Source organism: Methanomassiliicoccales archaeon LGM-RCC1 (assembly GCA_030168575.1).
Lineage (GTDB): Archaea > Thermoplasmatota > Thermoplasmata > Methanomassiliicoccales > Methanomethylophilaceae > Methanoprimaticola.
Map to the genome: position 1 here is coordinate 1,004,261 of CP115555.1, position 18,699 is coordinate 1,022,959.

Sequence of the window (18,699 nt, forward strand, 5' to 3'; positions counted from 1 at the left end):
AAAAACCATATATAATCTCGAATGCCGTCACATTATCATGTCTTCTGACAAGAATCGCCCAGTTGTAATCAGCATCGTCGCTATTCTCAACTTCCTGATAGGATTATTCTTCCTCGCTGGTGGAATAGTCATGGCCTTGGGTATCATCGATATATCAGCGCATGTACCCGAAATGGCAGAATACGCTGCCCTCGGCGGTGGAATCGTTATTCTCATCGGAATCATCTACCTGGTCATAGCCGGCGGAATGTGGAACGGATGGAAGATCATGTGGTATATCGGCGTGATCGTCAACGGACTCAGCCTTATCATGGGAATCGCAACCATCTTTGTCGGCAGTTTCGTCGGAATCATCCCGCTGGTCATCGATGCCATCATCCTGTACTATCTGTTCAGGCCCGGTGTCAAGGAATTCTTCGGAATCTGATTACAAACATGCCCGCAAGGGCATTTTCCCTCTTCTTTACTATAGTTCCAATCGTCACGATACCCGCTTTCTCCTTCGTTTTCCGCATGTTGGGCTATCTGTTAACGTTTATATATTATTCTCATTATTGAGAATATAATCAAAAATGATAATGGTGTGCCGAATGAAGATAAGCGAACTCCTCTCGAACCCGGTAAGGGTAAGGATTGTCCAGTACCTGAAAGTCAACGGGGATTCAACTGCAAAGCAGATCTCTGAGGCTCTGAACGATATCTCCGTGCCGACCCTTTACCGCCATATCAATAAGCTCCTAGACGAAAAGGTGATCATCGTCAAGGAGGAAAGGAAGGTGAGGGGGACCATCGAGAGGACCTTCTCCTTCGACGAGGACGCATTCATGTCGCAGTCCGGAGATGACATCGCAGATATGGCCTACCAGTTCCTCATGACGCTCTACGCCAGCTTCAAGGAGTATGTGGATGAGGGGGAGAATGATCCTCTGAAGGACAGGCTCTCCATGAGGACATGCACCGTCCGCATGACCGATGAGGCCATGGACGGTTACCTTCGGGAACTTAGGGATCTGCTCTCCAGGTACGTAACCTCCAACGAGGGGAAGCTCAGGAGCATATCGTTCATATCGGCACCGGTGAAGGAGGTATCGGAATGACGGATATCAAAGAGGAGAATGTGACCATAGACGGCGGTGTGCCGCTGGGAGCGACCATCACCTACACCGACAAGAGCGAGAGGAAGCCTGCCATCGTGATCATCATGGGAACCGGGAAGCTAGACAGGGATGGCAACGGCATGGGATTCAAGATGGATCTCTACAAGAACTTCGCAAGGATGTTCGCGGAGGACGGGTTCGTAGCAGTCCGTTTCGACAAGAGGGGCACTCATGGATCCGGAGGGGACTTCAACACCGCTGGTCTCAGCGATATCACCGACGATGCGATCTCGGTTATCAGGTACATGAAGTCGCTGCCGTATGTGGACGCTTCCAGGATAATCGTATGCGGCCATTCGGAAGGTTCCATCATCGCCACCCTCCTATCTGATAAGGAGGAGACCGCAGGATTGATCCTTCTTGGCGGAGCGGCCATGTGCCTCAAGGACGCGCTCCGCTACCAGAGCAGGTTAGCGGGGGAGCAGATAGAGAATACCGGCGGTATCAAGGGCAAGCTACTGCAGAAGCTAGCATCTAGGGAGAAGATCGAGTCCAATCAGGATGAGATGTTCGGAAAGGCCGCTGAGGCTCAGGGCGATACCATCTCCATCAAAGGCGCGAAGATGAGCGCAAAATGGCTGAGGGAGCACGATTCGTATTCGTCCGGGGATCTCGTCAACATGCTGAAATCCTACGGGAAACCGATCCTGGCGATCACCGGAACGGCGGATCTGTCTTCGGACTATCATTTCCTTGACGCGATACAGGATGTCCCGGGCATCACCTGCTACGTCCCCCAGAACGTGAACCATATCTTCAGGGAGATCGATGACGATAACAGCATCATGAAGGTCAAGAAGCAGTACGTCAGACTGGCCGCGAAGCCCATGCATCAGGGTACGAAGGAGACCATCGACTCCTGGTTGGTGCAGTTCAGGGATTGATCCTCACGCGTGCCTGATGCCGGTGTGCTCCGAGATCTCGGAACTCACTGTGCACAGGTCATCCAGGGACAGCTCGCCAAGCGACTTGTGGCCGGATACGCGGAGGAATATCCTGATCTCCTCTGCAGTAGCGTTGAGATAGTTCCCGACCCTGATGGCGCCGGCCTCGGTATCCAAGCGGGACTCCAGCTCAGGATCCTGGGTAGCGATCCCCATGGGGCATTTCCCGGAGTTGCATGCCCTGTACTTCTGGCATCCGAGGGCCATGAGAGCAGCGGTCGCGATCGCAACGGCATCGGCACCCATCGCCAAGGCCTTGATGAAGTCCTTGCTGGTCCTGAGACCTCCGGTGATGATCAGCTGCTGGTCCATGCCGTGCTCGTCCATGTACTTCCTAGCCCTGGAAAGAGCATATAGAGTTGGGACTGTGGTGGCATCCTTAAGGAACTTGGGGGACGAGCCGGTCGCTCCGCCCCTACCGTCGATGGTGATGAAATCGCATCCGGACTTGGAGATGAATCCAAGGTCCTCCTCGATATGCTCGGCTGCGATCTTGACACCTATCGGTTTTCCCTTGGTCTCTTTGCGAAGGAAATCCACCATAGTCTTCAGGTCCTCAGGGGAGTTTATCTCCTTGAATCTGGACGGGCTGAGGATGTCCTTTCCGACGGGTCTGCCCCTCATCATTGCGATGATGTCGGTTACCTTGTCCCCGGGAAGGTGCCCTCCCATTCCGGGCTTGGTCCCCTGGCCGATCTTGATCTCGACTGCATCGCACCTCTCATAGGTGTCCATGGTGGTGCTGTATTTGTTGGGGACGTACTCGAAGATGTACCTGTAGGCGTTGTCAATCTCATCGGAGAGGACTCCTCCCTCTCCGCTGCAGATGGCGGTCTTGGCCATGGCGGAGCCCTTGGAGAGAGCCTTCTTGGCCCTTCCGGACAGTGCTCCGAAGCTCATATGCGAGATGTAAATGGGAGATTCGAGGACCATTGGCTTCTCGGCGTTCTTGCCTATGGTCACTCTGATGTCGACATCCGCCCCGTCGTCAAGAGGCGGGTGGGCCAGCTGGCCTCCCAGGAATAGTATGTCATCGAACGATGGGATCGGCAGAAGGGTGTCCATGGGCTCGCCCACGCTCTTCCCAGTCTGGGCCAGGGCATGGATCTCATCCATAGGGCCGTTGTCGTGCCTGATCATCTTCGGGTCTATAGAGATGTCCTTGGTGTCTGCGGCCTTCTTCTCGACGGGCTTGCTCTCCTTCTTGGGAGCATCCTCCCCGACCTTTACGAACGCGCTCTTGGGCGCGTGACATACAGGGCAAACCCAATCGTCTGGGAGGTCATCGAACTTGATCGGTTCGATCTCCTCGTCGTAAATCTCGCCGCATATTGAACATCTGTAGACTGCCATGAGCACGAGAACTCATTCCATCTTTATAAGGAGTTCAAGAGAAGGTCCTTCCCAGCTCCTTGATCCTCACGATGATGGCGTCGATCTTGTAATGCTCGAGGTTGGGGTTCAGCAGCGTGAACTTCAGCATCACGCGTCCGTCCTTGACGGTCTGTCCGATGACGGTACCCTCGCTCAGCAGCTTGCGCCTGACCTTCTTGTTGACCTCGTCGCCGCTGTTGAGAGCGAACACGACGGATGAGAGCTCGGGTTCCACCGGGGCGATGAACTCCGGGTCTTCGGATATCCTTTGGTAGAAGTAGTAGGCATTACCGACTGCCTTGTCGATTATCTCTCCGTAGCCCTTCACTCCTCTGGTCTGGAAGGCCATGAACACCTTCAGCGCGTCGAAGCGGCGGGTGGTCTGCATCGATTTGCCCACGAGGTTGATGTATCCGTCCTCCTCGTCCTCCTCGCGGTTCAGATAGTCCGCGTGGAGCTCGAAGCACTTCAGCAGGTCCTTGTCCTTGACCAGGATAGCCGAGCATGAGATGGGCAGAAGGAACATCTTGTGGAAGTCCACCGTTATGGAATCGCAGAGCGATATGGCGGAGATCCTGTCGCGGTACTTCTGGCTCATGATGAGCCCTGAGCCGTAGGCGGCATCCGCATGGAGGTGCATCCCGTACTTGTCGCACAGCTCCCTCATGCTCTTCGCATCGTCGATTGAACCGAAGTCTGTGCTGCCGAAGGTTGCTACAGCGCAATAGGGGTAGAGCCCTGCGGCAACATCCTCCTCGAGCATCTTGGCGAACTCATTCACGTCGATCCTGCACTTGGAATCGACTGGGATCTTCCTGACGGCGCGGTACCCCATCCCGAGGATGTGGCTGGCCTTGTCCATGGAGAAATGCGATATCTCCGATGTGTACACACGGAGCTTGGAGTACTCGGGGGGGAGTCCGTCCATCTTAACGTCATAATTGAACTTCTTGGCGCAGTACCAATCGCGTGCAGCGATGATCGCGGATATGTTGGACTGGGATCCTCCGGATGTGAAGCATCCGTCCGATGTGTCCTCGGGGAAGCCGAACAGCTTCACGAGGCCGTTGATCATGCTGACCTCCATCTCTGTGGCGGCAGGACCCTGATCCCAGCTGTCCAGGCTGCTGTTGAAGCATGAGATGATCAGTTCTGAGCAGATGGATTCCGTCAGAACGGGTGAATGCAGATGGGGCATGTACTCCGTGGACCATGTCCTGAGCATGTGGGGGAGGATGACCTTCTCCGTCTCCTCCAGCACCTTTTCGAATCCCTTCCCCTCTTCGGGCAGGAATCCGAGGTCGTTGATCTTCGCTCTCAGTTCGTAGGGGTCGATCCCGGAGAAGGCGCTGCCGTCCGAGAACGAGTTGAATATGGCCTCCAGGGTCTCCCTGAGCATCTGGGAGAATCTTTCCTGCACTTCCTTGGATTCGGAAAGGAGCAGCGGATCAGTGGCAGACATCCTTGTCGACCTCTTTGACCACGCCTTCGAAGATCGAGTACATCGTATCGATCTCCTCGTCGGTGACAGTCAGGGGGCACAGGCATCTCATGACGGACCCGTAGCGTCCGCCCTTCTCCATGATGAGCTTCCTCTCGAAGCACATGCGCTGGACGCGGAGGGTGATGTCTCCTGCGGGCATGGGGACTCCCATGAGGTCCTTGGGGCCGTTAGGGTCGATGAACTCGATACCGAGCATTAGTCCGGTTCCGCGGACATCTCCGATGATGGAGACCTCATCCTTCAGCTTCATGAGGCGTGATTTGAGGTAGTCCCCTTTGCGGGTGACCTCTGCCAGGAACTTGGGGTCGCTGACCTTCTTCATGACGATGGTACCTGCTGCCATAGCGAGCTGGTTGCCGCGGAAGGTTCCTGCGTGCGCACCGGGCTCCCATCCGTCGAGCTTCTTGTCGTAGACGACGACGGACATGGGCTGTCCTCCTCCGATGGCTTTGGAGATGAGGATGACATCAGGGACGATTCCTGCGTGCTCGAATGCGAACATCTTTCCGGAGCGTCCGATTCCCGACTGGACCTCGTCCACGATCAGGGGGATGTCGAGTTCCTTGGTGATCCTGCGGACCGCCTGGAGGAATTCCACGGGTGCGGGGATGACTCCTCCCTCTCCCTGGATTGGCTCGAGGATGACCGCTGCCGGTTTGGTGACTCCGCTCTCGGGGTCCTTCAGCAGGCGCTCGAAGTAGTTGATGCAGGCCTTCGTTCCCGCCTCTCCGCCGATTCCCATGGGGCAGCGGTAGGAGTACGGGTAGGGCATGAACTGGACTCCGGGCATGATGTTCTGCACCTTGTTCTTGGCGGTGCAGTTTCCTGTCAGAGCGATAGCTCCGTGGCCCATTCCGTGGTAGCCTCCGGAGAATGAGATGATGGTTCCCCTTCCTGTTGCGGTCTTGCACAGCTTGATCGCCGCATCAGCGGCATCCGTTCCAGACGGGGAGCAGAACTGCACCTTAGCTTTGGCTGCCAACTCAGGGGGGAGTATCGAGAAGAGTGTCTTCACGAACTCGTCCTTCATCGGAGTCATAAGGTCCAGCGTGTGCAGCGCGGCACCCGATTGGATCAGTTCAATCATGGTCTGATTGATCTCGTCATCGTTATGGCCGAGTGCAAGCGTGCCTGCTCCGTTGAGGAAATCGAGGTAACGATTGCCTTCAACATCTTCGATCCATGATCCCTTGGACTTTGAAATCGCTAGCGGGAATTTGCGAGGGTAGCTCCTGGCCGAAGACTCGAAGTCACCCTGGCGGTCGATGAAGTACTTGTTCGTATTCTGGTTCATTGGATGAGGGTACATACCTATTATTTAAGCCAGTTTCCCTCGTATGTGCCCCAGGGAGGGATGATCTGTCCCCCTTTGTTCCAATCTGTTAACCGAAGGTTTCTAGGGGGTTTCCCGTGGGCATCATCTTAAATAAAATGGGTGTTGAGAACTCTTCGATTTCGGCGTTTTTGCCGAAAATCGGGTTTTACAGACTGAAATCGATATTGTCTCATAGGTTCATCTATGTCGTCTATTTTACAATCGATTTTTCGTCAGGTTTGACATAAAACAGCCCATTTTCGATTAGATTGGGATGTTCTAAATACGAAAAGACAGCGTAAGGTCAGCGTTTGCTGTTTTCAAGCAGCAGAGGAGGAGATGGATTGAATCATCACGGAAAGATCGCAGCCGCGTTTGTGATAATCGCTGCGGGCTTGACAATGACCGCGCTCGGGCTGATGTCCTCATCGGCCGATGCTGAGCCTGAGGGCTTCCTCACCCCCGTTTCCGGCGGTGGGGACATAGCTTGGATCATGACGGCATCCATTCTGGTGTTCGCAATGATCCCGGGGATAGCGTTCTTCTACGGAGGAATGCTGAGGAAGCAGAGCATGACCGCCACCATGGCGCAGTGTCTGATCGCCACGGGCATAATGGTCCTCATTTGGGTGATCTGCGGATACAGCCTGGCCTTCGGGAGCGAAGGATTCCTGATCGGTAACCTGGACCACGTGTTCATGAACGGGGTCATCGAGGATGTGGTCGACGGAGAGGTGAACGAGTTGGAGTTCGCATTCTTCCAGATGATGTTCTCGGCGCTTACGGCATGCATCATCATCGGTGCCTGTGCGGAGCGTGTGAGATTCACAGCATTGGCCTGGTTCCTGGTATTCTGGGGGCTGTTCGTGTACACCCCAATGGCCCATTGGGTGTGGGGCGGAGGGATGTTCGACCAGCTGTTCACCGTGAGGGATTTCGCAGGAGGAACGGTCGTCCACATATGTGCAGGAGTGACCGGTCTGGCCCTGATCTCCTTCGTGGGCGTGAGAAGCGCCAGCATCCGCAAGTCGCATGCACACAACATACCTTTCGCATTCCTCGGAGCTATGCTCCTCTGGATAGGTTGGTTCGGATTCAACGGAGGGTCGGGATTGATGGCCAACGGCCAGGCCATCCACGTATGCTTCGTCACCATGCTCGCCAGCGCGGCAGGGCTGATAACCTGGGCGATCTGCCAGTATCAGACTACAGGTCGCGTAGGAGCGTTGGGATTGATCACAGGAGCGGTGGCAGGGCTGGTCGCCATAACCCCAGGATGCGCATACGTGCCGGTATGGGCATCCTTCGTCATAGGCATCATCGGTTCCATGCTGTGCTTCTTCGCGGTGAGGTTCATCCACAGCAAGTGCAACTTCGATGACGCGCTGGACGTCTTCGGCGTCCACGGAATAGGAGGCATCTGGGGAGCCATCTCCACAGGGATATTCGCCGAGTCGAAATATACCGGTTCTATCAACGCTTCAGGTATCTACGAGGAGGGTCCAGCAGGGATAATCTTCGGGCAGGCGGACCTCCTGATCGGACAGATCGCATCGGTTGCCATGACCCTCGCGTTCTGTTTCGTTGCGTCGTATTGCATAATATGGGTGCTGTCAAAGTTCATGCCGGTGCGTGTCTCCAAAGAGGAAGAAGCCATCGGACAGGACATCATAGAGCACGGGGAGCCCGCATACCAGTGAGGTGATACCATGAAGATGATAGTAGCGATAGTACGTCCGGAGAAGGCCCAGGAAGTCAAGGATGCCACTCATGAGATCGGGATAAACGGAATGACCATTTCCCACGTGACCGGCCGCGGAAGGCAGGCTGGGGTGAAGTTCACCAACAGGTTCGGGGAGTTCACGGTCGACGAGATAGAGAAGGTCAAGTTCGAGATCGTGGTCGAGGACAAGGATGCCAAGAAGGTGATCGACACCGTATGCAAGACGGCCACAACCGGCAGCCATGGTGACGGAAAGATCTTCGTCGTTCCTGTGGAGGAGTCCTACACCATAAGCGACTACGGAGCGAATGAGGAAGAGGCCAAGAAGGAATGAGCAATCCAGACAGGGGGCCACCCCTGTCAAACACTTTTGTTATGGGCCCTGTGCTTCTGCATGTAGTTGACAAGCCTGTGAAGGTAGTCGTTGCCGTATATCTGGGGTAGGCGTGATTCGAAGTCCAGCTCGTACCGTTCGGACAGATCCTCGATGGCTGCAGCGAGCTTCTTCTCCCTCTCGCCGTTCTCATTGTCTATGATCTCGTCTAGGGTCATCTGGCGGACTCCTTTGCTCATGAGATTGTAGATCCCTACTCCTATCAGTCTAATCGGGCGCTTGCTCACCGATGACAGCAACCCAACAGCCTCGTTCCTGATGGAGATCGGGTCGTCGCATAGCAGGGTGACCTTCGACCGTGTTATGCTCTTCATGTCCGAGTAGGTGATCTTCAGCACCACGCCACTGCCGTGGAGGTCGTAGCGCCTCGCCCTGTGGACTACGCACATCGACAGCAGAAGAAGAACATCCTCCAGCAATCCGAAGTCGGATACGTTCTCCTGGAAGGTCAGCTCGTGGCTGATGGATTTGGCATCCTCGGGCTTGTAGGGGGTGACGACCCTGTCGTCGATTCCCTGGGCAAGATCGATGAGCATCTTACCGTGGTTCCCCAGTAGATCGGTGACATCCTCCTGCCTCTCCAGTATGTCCCTGACGGTGTCCAGCCCTACACTGTGCAGCTTGTCGGCCGTCTTTACACCGACGGAAGGCAGAACGCGGACGTCGCGGTCAATCACCAGGTCCATGAAATCCTGTGGGGAGAGGATCTCGAAGTAACCGTCTGGTTTCCTCTCCTCGCTGGCCGTCTTGGCGGCCCCCATGCAGTAGGCCAATCCGACGGAGCATGTCAAACCGACCTCGTTGAGGATCCTGGCCTTGATCTCCTTGGCGAACTCCCTAGCCTTCTCCAGGCTTCCAGCTGTTTCCGTTACGTCGAGATATGCCTCGTCCAGAGCTATCGTCTCCGATATCTCCGTGTACTCATCCCATATCTTGTGTATCTGGGCAGATGTCGCCTTGTACTTATCGAAGTTGGGCCTGAGGTACACTCCGTCGGGGCATAGACGATAGGCCTCCTTGATGTTCATAGCAGAATGGACCCCGAACTCCCTGGCCTCGTAGCTGCATGTTGCCACGATGCCTCTCTCATGGGGAAGGGAGCCTATTATCACCGGCCTCCCCTTCAGGCTGGGGTCGTCACGTATCTCTACGGAGGCGTAGAACGCATCCATGTCCACGTGTATGATCAGCCTTTCCATGGGTCCTCGGACACCTGTAGTTTCTGCATGAACATATTAGTTGTTGCAGCCGTCCTTCCAGATATGGGATTATTGCGCCAATTCAACGAAAATGACTAAAAAAGACCATTTTGCACATCAACCTTAAAAGAGAGATACCGTCTTTTGGGGGTATTCGAAGTGATACCTTGAACCAAGGAAATCCGAAAGCATTGATTCCCATACTGATCTTCGTTATACTCTATCTAGGAATGGGTATCATCCTGGAGTACGGCATGGGAATATCCATGGGATTCTACAGCATCCCCGTACTGATGGTCTTCCTCATCGCCTTGGCCGTCGCGTACGTACAGACGAAGGGCGTTGATTCGAACGAGAAGTTCTCGATCATGGGAAAGGGGGCCGGAGATCCCAATGTCTTCATGATGATCCTGATATTCCTGACCGCAGGAGTTTTCACCGGAGTCATGAACCAGGCAGGAGCCAGCAGTGTGGCCAACTTCGTGCTGACCTATGTGCCCGTTGAGTATGCTGTCATCGTCATCTTCCTTGTTGCAGCATTCGTCTCGGTGTCGATGGGAACGTCGTGCGGTACCATTACCGTCCTGACCCCGATCGCCATCTCGATCTCGCTCACCACCAACTTCGACCCTGCCCTGTGCATAGCGTCGGTCATCGGTGGAGCGATGTTCGGAGACAATCTGTCATTCATCTCCGATACGACCATAGCAGCCTGTAACGGACAGGGATGTCAGATGAAGGACAAGTTCAGGGAGAATGCGAAGTTCGCTATTCCTGCAGCGATTGTGACAGTCGTGATACTGGCCATCATGTCGTTCTCTGCAACGGGAACCGGCGGAGATGTCGGATCATACGACCTCATCCTGATCCTCCCGTACCTCATAGTCCTGATAGGAGGAATAATCGGAATCAATGTGTTCGTCGTCCTGGCAGCAGGTATCGTCAGCGGAGCGGTCATCATGGTCGGCACCGGTACGACCGAGGCCATAGACGTCCTATCATTCGTCGGATCCGGAATGGGCGGAATGCTGGAGACCGCGATGGTCGCCATACTCGTTTCTGCCATCTGTGCGCTCATCGCGTTCAACGGCGGATTCGAGGCTCTGCTGGCTTGGATCAGGAAGACCTTCAAAGGCGTCAAGGGCGGAATGCTCGGAACCGGTCTGTTGGTCAGCGCGATGGATGTCGCAACCGCGAACAACACCGTCGCCATCGTCATGGCGAACCCCATCGCCAAGGACATCTCCAACGAATATGGTTTCTCGTCAAAGAAGGCCGCGTCCATCCTGGACACCTTCTCTTGCGTCATGCAGGGAATCATCCCCTACGGAGCACAGATGCTCCTTGCGCTGTCCGCAGCATCTATAGCAGGACTGACCTTGTCTGCTTTCGACATCATGCCGTTCCTGTTCTATCAGTTCGTGCTGCTGATCTTCGTGCTGGCGTACATCTACGTGTTCCCCGACAAGAAATTGGAGTGAGATTGAAAGCGGGCCCGTCCGGATTCAATACCGGACGGGTTCCGCACCTTACAAAAACGATTTATGTTTTTCAGCCCAAGTATTCCCTGGCCTTCTGGTCCAGCACATCGAGAAGACGAGGGTTGGACTCGACAGGGCGCGCCATGAAGACGGTGATGGTCCTGCCGTTGACGGTTATCTCTCCGCCCTCGGAGTAAGGCTGGAGCCCCATCTTCTCGGGAATGTCCTTTCCGAGATGGACGCCCATTGCGATGAACAGAGGGACGGCGATGATCCTCTTGACACCGGACTTTTCCAGCTGGTCCAGCGCATCGGGGATCGTAGGTTCGCAGTATTCGTTGAAGGCATAGGCAACATGCTTGTAGCCTCTGGCAGCTATCCTCTCAGCGTTCATCTTGATGGTACGCATGTTGGAGAGAGCCTTGAACCTGGTTCCGTGACCGAGGATCAGGATGCCTTCGTCCATGTTGCCGTTGGCATCGGCGATCTTATCGCAGATGATGTCGGTGAGAGTGAAGCTGGTGTCGAAGGCGGATGCTATGGATATAGTGACCTCCTTCCCTTTCACCAGGGCCTTTCCGGATTCGGATGTGCCCAGACCGAGCTTCTCGGGGATGAGCTCCTTCGTGAGGGTACCTTCCGAGATGTAGTAGGGGATTGCGACGATCTCGTCCACGCCCTCGTCCACCATCATCTCCAGCGCTTCAGGGATGGACGGGGAGTTCACTCTGAAGTAGGCCTTGCCCACATGCTCCCATCCCCTGCATTTCAACCTGTTGACCTGTGTGTCCAGGATCTCTGTGAGGTTACCGTTCCTCGTACCGTATCCAACGATCAATACCCCTTTGCTCATTCTTTTCACTCCTGCGGCAGAGCTTCTGTTATGTAGGGTGAGAGGAAGATTGCATTATATTGATATGGTGGTATGGTCCAACTATGAGGGCGATCATTTCTGTTTCCTTTTGCTCCGGTAATAGCGCTTCTTGGAACCGCTGCCCATCGAGAATATCTCCCCGTCCTTCTGCAGCTTGTCAACAGCTTTCAGTGCGGTATATGAGGACAGCATCAGGGACACGCAGAGGTCCTTCAGATAGGCGTGGCCCATGGTGTCTATGTACTCTATGATTTCTTTGTAGCTGCGCTCATCCCTGTCCTCCTTCCCGGATATGGCAGGGAGGTGGATGGCGAAGGTATCGTCTTCCCTGATGAGACGGGGCATGAAACCTGAATTGCAATAGGACGATCTGATGGAATCCAAACCGATCCCCATCAGCTTGGCGTAACCCATCTTCTTCATGATGTCCGCAGTCTTGGGGTTACGCAGGCCATTCTCTATCACCTCGTACACGGCGTTCCCCGGAGATTCTATCACCATGTGCCGCTCATCGACCGTGATGACGATGTCCCTCATCAGAGACGGGTCGAAGTGTATTATCGCGTTGGCCAGGGATTCCATTATCGCTGTGCGTGGAAAGGAAGAGAGCTTCACGATCCTGTCCGTCTGCAGGGAGGTTCCCAGACGTTCTGAGAGGCAGTTCATCGCATCCCCCATCTGCTTCGGGAGCGGACCGTTCATCGTCGCATCGAATCCGGGTATGTGTATCTGGACATGCCAGGGGCATTGGTCAGACATCATGAGTGCGAAGTTGGTGTACAGGCCCATGTCGTTCTTCATGTTGGTGATGGACAGGTACCTTTGGGTGCGGCAGTGCTTGAGTTCGCGGAAATCGTGGAATGACAGTTCCTGCTCCCTGCTGATGTAGTCTTCGTAGAGTGGCATTTGGACCTTATCATCTGTGTTGGTTTAAGAACATTCATTTGGAATATAACAATAAAAGATGATTGAATCTAGCGGGATGTCGATGACAAAAAAGTTAACCTATTTATACGGACCAAAATCATCCAATCAATCGGTGAGGAAATGGCATCCATACCCGCGGAAATAATCGACATCATCAACGCGAAAGAGACAACAAAGCTTCTAGTGACGGCTGCGTCTGACGGACAGCCCCATGCGATCGTCTGTGGAAGCATTTTCGTAACACCTGAGGGAATGGCCGGGGTCGGCGAGATACTCATGAAGAGAGCGGCGAAGAACCTGAAAGAGACAGGAAAGGCCGCGCTCACCGTCGCAGCGGGACCCAAGGCCTATGAGCTGATCCTGAAGAACCCCGCACGTGCGGACAGCGGACCTGTCTACGAGGACATGAAAGCCAAGATGGCCGCGGTCAACCTCCCCTGTTTCGCAGTGTGGACATTCGATGTGGCAGAGATCTGGGACGAGAGTGCCGGACCGTCTGCCGGAACCAAGATCTGCTGAACCTGTTTAGCCCCCCTTCGGGGGCATTTTTATCCTATTAACCAATTAGGGCAAACATGACTCTAGAAGAATATGTTCCGGAGTGGGTAATCACATACCTGGCGCCCATCGTGCTTCTGCTCGGAGGAATCATGGCCATTATCATAGTGGTCACTTATCTCAAGGATAAGGATTCCGGCAAGTACAAGGCGTGCGTGGCAATTGGAACCCTGCTCGGAATCGTCATAGTGCTTCTGGCCGTCCTCGAAGGATTCCATGCGGAGACATATTCGCTGGTCCTGATCGCTCTGGCGGCATTCACATTGATCATCAGACCCATCCGCGAGATCCACATCTCCGTCATCATCGGTATGCTCGTGATGGCCATCGTGTACATCGCTCTTGCTAGGCTGAACGGTGTAATGGTCGGTGAGATAGACCTGTCCATACTGGCCACCGGCTGGTACAGAATTGGAATCGCATTCGTCTGCGGCGCCATCGTGTACGGTCTCCTGAACTTCGCAGAGGCAATCGTGAAGGTCGTAGGGACCTTCCTCAACTGCTGGCCTGTGCTGTTCATACTCGGACTCCTCTGCATAGGCGAGGCCATCTGTCAGTACTTCGGATACGGGTCTATAATCGACTACATCCTGCAGATCCCGTGGGATGAAGTGATACCCCATATCGAGACTGCAATCTGACGTTGAACGAGGTGCATCCAGTACAGAAAAAAAACCCTGGATTGGCCTATCGAAAAAAGGCAACAACCTTTAAATGATAGTAGCCAATGGAGGGGAAGAGTGGGCTCGTGGCTTAGCCAGGATATAGCGCTGGCCTTCTAAGCCAGACGCCTCGGGTTCGAATCCCGACGGGCCCGCCTGGATGCATCACCTAATGATGACAAATCCAAGGAAGGATCAAGATGAAGAGAGGCTCACGCGCCTGGAAGAAACGCGGTAACCAGCGTTGGAAATGGCGCAAGAAGAAAATGAGAAGAAGAAAGAAAGAAGCGAAGATGCGTAAGCAGTGATTTGCATTTGCATCACTCTCCAGGGGGTATAGGCTAACCTGGCAGACTGGCGGGCTCCAGTTATTGAGCGTGATTGTAAATGGGTTTGCTGACAGTTGATGATTAACTGGAGCGATGACTCATTTATTCCGCGGGAGGTAGCTCCTCCCGTAGTGGAAACCCGCTGACGGGGGTTCAAATCCCTCTGCCCCCACTCACGCATCTTCGATGCTTCTCCATGGCACCTTCGGGTGCCTGAAACCTTCTTCCCGGTCACGGTTTTTATTTTTCTTATAATCATCAACATCTGGACGATCTTTTCGTAATTCTTCGCTTATACCCATACCCCCCAGGGGTTGGATTAAATACTCCGTAGCCTATGGTAATTCAGAAACAGAGGTGATACGATGTTCGGAAAATCAATCGGTGAAATGGTGATAATGACCCTGGCCCTGGTAGTCCTTCCATGCTATCTGGTGTACATGTTAATCAAGCGCGTTGCTATTAGCGGCGAATCTATCACAGAGTCATCCGAGAATGGAAAGAAGAGCAAACCCTCTCCCTCAGATTATGTGGATCAGTCCATTGCCGTCCCTGTCGCGTTGAGCTGGGAGACCGAACAGTCCTCGGCAACTTACGATATGGCGGCATCCATCGCCAATCTTGTCAAATCAAAAGAGAACACGATCTACATCGAGAGGTCTGAGGTCAGGGATTCTTCCGCATCCTCGGGCAGGCATTTCTACCATTGAAGAAGGAAAAGGGTCCGGTTTCCCGGACCGTTTGTTTTATCAGTATTTCTTACCGAACTTGACCGCAGATATCACTGCGATCCCCACGATCGCCAGTACCGCACTGACGATCAGGGGGATCGTCCTGTCGATCTCCTCAGTTTCGTTTTCGGTACCATCTTTGGCTTCATCGATGATATCATTCACGGTCTGACTCCTGTCCGCTCTGGCCTTGGCCATTTCAGCATCGGTGATTATGGACACCTCATGGGTGACAGGGTTCCTGTCTCCGGAGACCACGATCGTGGTTCCGTTGACCATCGCCATAAGGTTGGAGTTGTGAATCGCTGTCTCCTTGTAATTGCCATCGGCTCCGATGTAGTATTTGGCATCGATCAGAGCTTTGTTTATGGTCAGAGAAATGTTGGTCTTAGAACCGTTCTTTGCGATATCGACGACCAAATCAAGGGACAGGTTGTTGAGCTCCAGTCCGGTTCTTATGGATTCTGGGCCGGTTCCGCTGACCCTATTCAGGGATTCCCCGAACTTACCGTTAGCATTGAGGACGATCCTCAATGCCGCATACGGATCCTTGTCCGTCTTGCCGATATTGGAGTCGGCGAATATGCCCAGATAGGTCAACAGCTTCAGATTGGCCGACGTGCTGTAGATAGAACCGTCTTCAGCAACAACGTCCATGCCGTTGACCGCATCAGGATTGTCGGTACCTATCAGTGCGGTAAGGAGGGAACTAATCGGACTGCTCTCCATATCGCTGATATCAAGTCCGATGTGGTCGAGACCATCGGTATCGACGTCACATCCTAGGTTGAAATCAATCGAAAGGCCGCATTCGGCGAACATCTTGGAATAATCGACCTCCGTGTCCTTTCCCGAGATGAGGTCTATCATGTACTGGGGGATGTCGGATGCTGCTTTCACATAACCTGCGTCGATGTCAGTGCCGCCGTTGTATTCGAAATTGCCTGAAACCACATACTTGAGGACCATTGTTGCGAAGTATCCGATCAATATGTCTGCGAATTCTTCAGTGATTACAATCCCCCCGCTCTCTGACGACAATACGCTGTTGATGAGATCCACGATGATCGCCCTGTTAGCGGTATGATCATCAGTGAGCTCGACAGTATAGGATCTGTTGTGGATCGCTTCGAGTATCTTGATGATTATCGAATCGCTCAGATCATTATCCTCTTCATCATCCGCATCAGCTTGCACTGCCGGCAACGTCGCCGTGAATGCCATCATGAAGACCAGCAGCAGCGCCAACATCTTCTTGTTCATTGGTTCTCCCTCCTGAATTGGAGGAATACGGTCAGGCCCAGGAACACCAGTGCCCACGAAACGGGCAGCAGGATATCGACAATCAGATCCGTCGGTACTGACGATACGGGGGCCAGCAAGGTGCATAGCGTCAGGACGGTCAGCCCTCCGAATCCGTTCGTACCTATCGCCGATATGGTGTCGACCAGGGGTATGACTCCGCATATGGTTCCCAGATCCAGAAGGCCCGTGAAAGGACCGATGAGGAAGACCACCAACGGAACGATCACGAAGACCACGAGGAATGTCAGAGCACCAGCCATCTTCACCCTTGTGTTGAACATCATCGTCATCGCGCACACCAGAGCGGAGAACGCAGCCATGACCGCGAACGATTCCAGGATCACCATGGGGACGATTCCTTTGATGACAAACATGCAGATGATCATCGTCGCGAAGGCGGGGATCATCGTGAGGGTCGCACCGAGGACGGCCCCGACGTATCTTCCGAGGATACCGGCCGTCTCTGACGCATTCAGTAGCTGTTTCTTCTTCAACGATGCCCTGCTTGCATTCGCCACCGTCCACACAGGGATTGCGATCATCATCAGGGTCAAAAGAGGAAGTGAGATCGGGGTGCTCCTCTCAGCAAGTAACCCGTTAAGGTAATCCTGCAGGTACACCAGAACTAATATGGTGATGACCGAAGCCACCATTCCGATTATTCCCCTGACGGAGAACGCATTCTTCAGAGATATCACGAAGTTATCCCTGAAGCCAACTTCTGGAGCCTCGGCGTTCTCATTGAACGCCGGAGCTTGGTAATTGGATTCGTACATTGGCTGTAACAGTCCCTGTGGATATATGATTGTATCCAGCGATGGTTTACCAACCGATACCATCCAGCGGTGTCGGATCAGTTCTTGAAGCTGTGGATGGGCGCAGGTATCCTTCCGCCGCGGTCGACGAAGTCGGCGCAGCCGAACCTGTTGACAGGCATGATCTTTGCCTCTCCCAGCAGACCGCCGAATTCGGCGACCTCGCCGACACCCTTTCCGATGACGGGGATGAGCCTGACGGCAGTCGTCTTCTGGTTGACCATACCGATGGCCATCTCGTCGGCTATTATGCCCGCGATGGTCGTGGCCGGAGTGTCTCCGGGGATAGCGATCATGTCGAGTCCTACCGAGCAGACGCATGTCATGGCCTCGAGCTTCTCGAGGGTAAGCGCTCCAACCGCAGCGGCCTCTGCCATCGCCTGGTCCTCTGTCACGGGGATGAATGCTCCGGACAGTCCGCCCACATAGGATGATGCCATGACACCGCCCTTCTTCACCTGATCGTTCAGGATCGCCAGTGCGGCTGTCGTACCGGGTGCACCGGCGTACTCCATCCCCATCTCGTGGATGATGTCCGCGATACTGTCGCCCACGGCAGGTGTGGGTGCGAGGGACAGGTCAACGATGCCGAAGGGGACCCCGAGTCTCTTGGATGCCTCCTTGGCGAACAGCTGCCCTACCCTTGTGACCTTGAAAGCGGTCTTCTTGATCGTCTCGCAGAGGACCTCGAAGTCCTCGCCGCGAACCTTTGATAATTCGTACTTCACGACACCGGGACCGCTGACTCCGACGTTGATCACCTTGTCGGCCTCGGTCACTCCGTGGAAGGCACCGGCCATGAACGGGTTGTCGTCCGGCGGGTTGCAGAACACCACGAGTTTGGCGCATCCGAGCGAGTCGTTCTCCTTGGTGGCGGTTGCGGTCTGGAGGATGATGTCCCCCATGAGCCTGACGGCATCCATGTTGATACCCGTCCTGGTGGAACCGAGGCTGATGGATGAGCACACGCGCTCGGTCTTGGCCAGTGCTTCGGGTATGGATTCTATGAGCAATCTGTCGCCTGCGGTCATTCCCTTCTGGACCAGGGCAGAGTATCCTCCGATGAAGTTGACGCCTACTTCCTTCGCAGCACTGTCCAGGGTCTCTGCGATCCTGACGAAGTCCTTGGGTTTCTTGCATGCAGCTCCTCCGACTATCGCGATAGGCGTGACGGATATCCTCTTGTTGATTACGGGGACACCGAACTCGTTCCCGATGTCGTCCCCTACCTTGACCAGATCCTTGGCGGACGTCGTGATCTTGTCGAAGATCTTGTTGCAGAGCTTGTCCAGATTAGGATCTATACAGTCAAGGAGACTGATTCCCATGGTGATGGTCCTGACATCCAGATTCTCCTGGGCGACCATGTTGACGGTCTCGAAGACCTCATTGAGCTCTACCATCGTC

General features: G+C 54.2%; 18 protein-coding genes and 2 tRNA genes. 11 read left to right on the plus strand and 9 right to left on the minus strand.

Going from position 1 to position 18,699, the window contains the following annotated elements; genetic code table 11:
- The first annotated feature begins 37 nt into the window (after window positions 1–37).
- The 3 genes from PED39_04985 to PED39_04995 all read left to right on the plus strand — a co-directional run bounded on the left by PED39_04985 (window position 38) and on the right by PED39_04995 (window position 2,041).
- Entirely contained in the window at window positions 38–427 is a 390-nt protein-coding gene (locus PED39_04985) for a hypothetical protein (protein WII06945.1), read from the plus strand.
- 163 nt (window positions 428–590) lie between these two features.
- A complete protein-coding gene (locus PED39_04990) occupies window positions 591–1,097 on the plus strand; it encodes a helix-turn-helix domain-containing protein (protein WII06946.1) in 507 nt (168 codons plus the stop codon).
- Window positions 1,094–2,041, plus strand: a complete 948-nt coding sequence (locus tag PED39_04995; protein ID WII06947.1) for an alpha/beta hydrolase — start codon at window positions 1,094–1,096, stop codon at window positions 2,039–2,041. The genes PED39_04990 and PED39_04995 overlap by 4 nt, the downstream gene beginning before the upstream one ends.
- A gap of 3 nt (window positions 2,042–2,044) precedes the next feature.
- Here PED39_04995 and PED39_05000 read toward each other — a convergent pair whose 3' ends face one another.
- Genes PED39_05000 through PED39_05010 form a run of 3 tightly spaced genes read right to left on the minus strand, consistent with a single transcriptional unit; the run spans window position 2,045 to window position 6,273 of the window.
- On the minus strand, window positions 2,045–3,454 hold the full coding sequence (locus tag PED39_05000) for a glutamate synthase-related protein (GenBank protein ID WII06948.1): 1,410 nt from the start codon (window positions 3,452–3,454) through the stop codon (window positions 2,045–2,047).
- A 34-nt stretch (window positions 3,455–3,488) separates the two neighbouring features.
- Window positions 3,489–4,937: a pyridoxal-dependent decarboxylase gene (locus tag PED39_05005; GenBank protein ID WII06949.1), complete on the minus strand. Its 1,449-nt coding sequence runs from the start codon at window positions 4,935–4,937 to the stop codon at window positions 3,489–3,491.
- A complete protein-coding gene (locus PED39_05010) occupies window positions 4,924–6,273 on the minus strand; it encodes a diaminobutyrate--2-oxoglutarate transaminase family protein (GenBank protein ID WII06950.1) in 1,350 nt (449 codons plus the stop codon). Before PED39_05010 ends, PED39_05005 begins: the two co-directional genes overlap by 14 nt.
- Window positions 6,274–6,638: 365 nt before the next feature.
- On the opposite strand from PED39_05010, the gene PED39_05015 reads away from it, so the two are divergent.
- Both PED39_05015 and PED39_05020 read left to right on the plus strand, forming a co-directional pair.
- Window positions 6,639–7,994, plus strand: a complete 1,356-nt coding sequence (locus PED39_05015) for an ammonium transporter (protein ID WII06951.1) — start codon at window positions 6,639–6,641, stop codon at window positions 7,992–7,994.
- 9 nt (window positions 7,995–8,003) lie between these two features.
- The gene (locus PED39_05020; protein WII06952.1) at window positions 8,004–8,351 is read left to right on the plus strand and encodes a P-II family nitrogen regulator; all 348 of its coding nucleotides are present in this window, start codon (window positions 8,004–8,006) and stop codon (window positions 8,349–8,351) included.
- A gap of 26 nt (window positions 8,352–8,377) precedes the next feature.
- Here the strand turns inward: PED39_05020 and dinB are convergent, their stop codons facing one another.
- Window positions 8,378–9,610, minus strand: a complete 1,233-nt coding sequence (gene dinB, locus PED39_05025) for a DNA polymerase IV (GenBank protein WII06953.1) — start codon at window positions 9,608–9,610, stop codon at window positions 8,378–8,380.
- Between the two features lie 167 nt (window positions 9,611–9,777).
- Between dinB and PED39_05030 the strand changes: the two genes are divergently transcribed.
- Window positions 9,778–11,091, plus strand: coding sequence for a hypothetical protein (locus PED39_05030; protein WII06954.1), 1,314 nt, complete (start codon window positions 9,778–9,780; stop codon window positions 11,089–11,091).
- 70 nt (window positions 11,092–11,161) lie between these two features.
- Here the strand turns inward: PED39_05030 and PED39_05035 are convergent, their stop codons facing one another.
- Both PED39_05035 and PED39_05040 read right to left on the minus strand, forming a co-directional pair.
- A complete protein-coding gene (locus PED39_05035; GenBank protein WII06955.1) occupies window positions 11,162–11,944 on the minus strand; it encodes a cobalamin biosynthesis protein CbiX in 783 nt (260 codons plus the stop codon).
- Window positions 11,945–12,037: 93 nt separating this feature from the next.
- Entirely contained in the window at window positions 12,038–12,871 is an 834-nt protein-coding gene (locus PED39_05040; protein WII06956.1) for a hypothetical protein, read from the minus strand.
- A gap of 141 nt (window positions 12,872–13,012) precedes the next feature.
- On the opposite strand from PED39_05040, the gene PED39_05045 reads away from it, so the two are divergent.
- From PED39_05045 to PED39_05065, 5 genes are all read left to right on the plus strand, one after another.
- Window positions 13,013–13,411, plus strand: coding sequence for a hypothetical protein (locus PED39_05045; protein ID WII06957.1), 399 nt, complete (start codon window positions 13,013–13,015; stop codon window positions 13,409–13,411).
- Window positions 13,412–13,467: 56 nt separating this feature from the next.
- Window positions 13,468–14,091 carry a hypothetical protein gene (locus tag PED39_05050; GenBank protein ID WII06958.1) on the plus strand — a complete coding sequence of 208 codons (624 nt, stop codon included), beginning with the start codon at window positions 13,468–13,470 and terminating at the stop codon, window positions 14,089–14,091.
- A gap of 101 nt (window positions 14,092–14,192) precedes the next feature.
- Window positions 14,193–14,267: transfer RNA gene (locus PED39_05055), tRNA-Arg, on the plus strand.
- A gap of 175 nt (window positions 14,268–14,442) precedes the next feature.
- Window positions 14,443–14,613, plus strand: a tRNA-Trp gene (locus PED39_05060).
- A 193-nt stretch (window positions 14,614–14,806) separates the two neighbouring features.
- The gene (locus PED39_05065) at window positions 14,807–15,151 is read left to right on the plus strand and encodes a hypothetical protein (protein ID WII06959.1); all 345 of its coding nucleotides are present in this window, start codon (window positions 14,807–14,809) and stop codon (window positions 15,149–15,151) included.
- A gap of 39 nt (window positions 15,152–15,190) precedes the next feature.
- Here the strand turns inward: PED39_05065 and PED39_05070 are convergent, their stop codons facing one another.
- The 3 genes from PED39_05070 to PED39_05080 form a co-directional block, all read right to left on the minus strand.
- On the minus strand, window positions 15,191–16,435 hold the full coding sequence (locus PED39_05070) for a hypothetical protein (GenBank protein WII06960.1): 1,245 nt from the start codon (window positions 16,433–16,435) through the stop codon (window positions 15,191–15,193).
- Window positions 16,432–17,253: a hypothetical protein gene (locus PED39_05075; GenBank protein ID WII06961.1), complete on the minus strand. Its 822-nt coding sequence runs from the start codon at window positions 17,251–17,253 to the stop codon at window positions 16,432–16,434. The genes PED39_05070 and PED39_05075 overlap by 4 nt, the downstream gene beginning before the upstream one ends.
- Window positions 17,254–17,330: 77 nt before the next feature.
- The gene (locus PED39_05080) at window positions 17,331–18,695 is read right to left on the minus strand and encodes a PFL family protein (GenBank protein ID WII06962.1); all 1,365 of its coding nucleotides are present in this window, start codon (window positions 18,693–18,695) and stop codon (window positions 17,331–17,333) included.
- Between the last annotated feature and the right edge of the window lie 4 nt (window positions 18,696–18,699).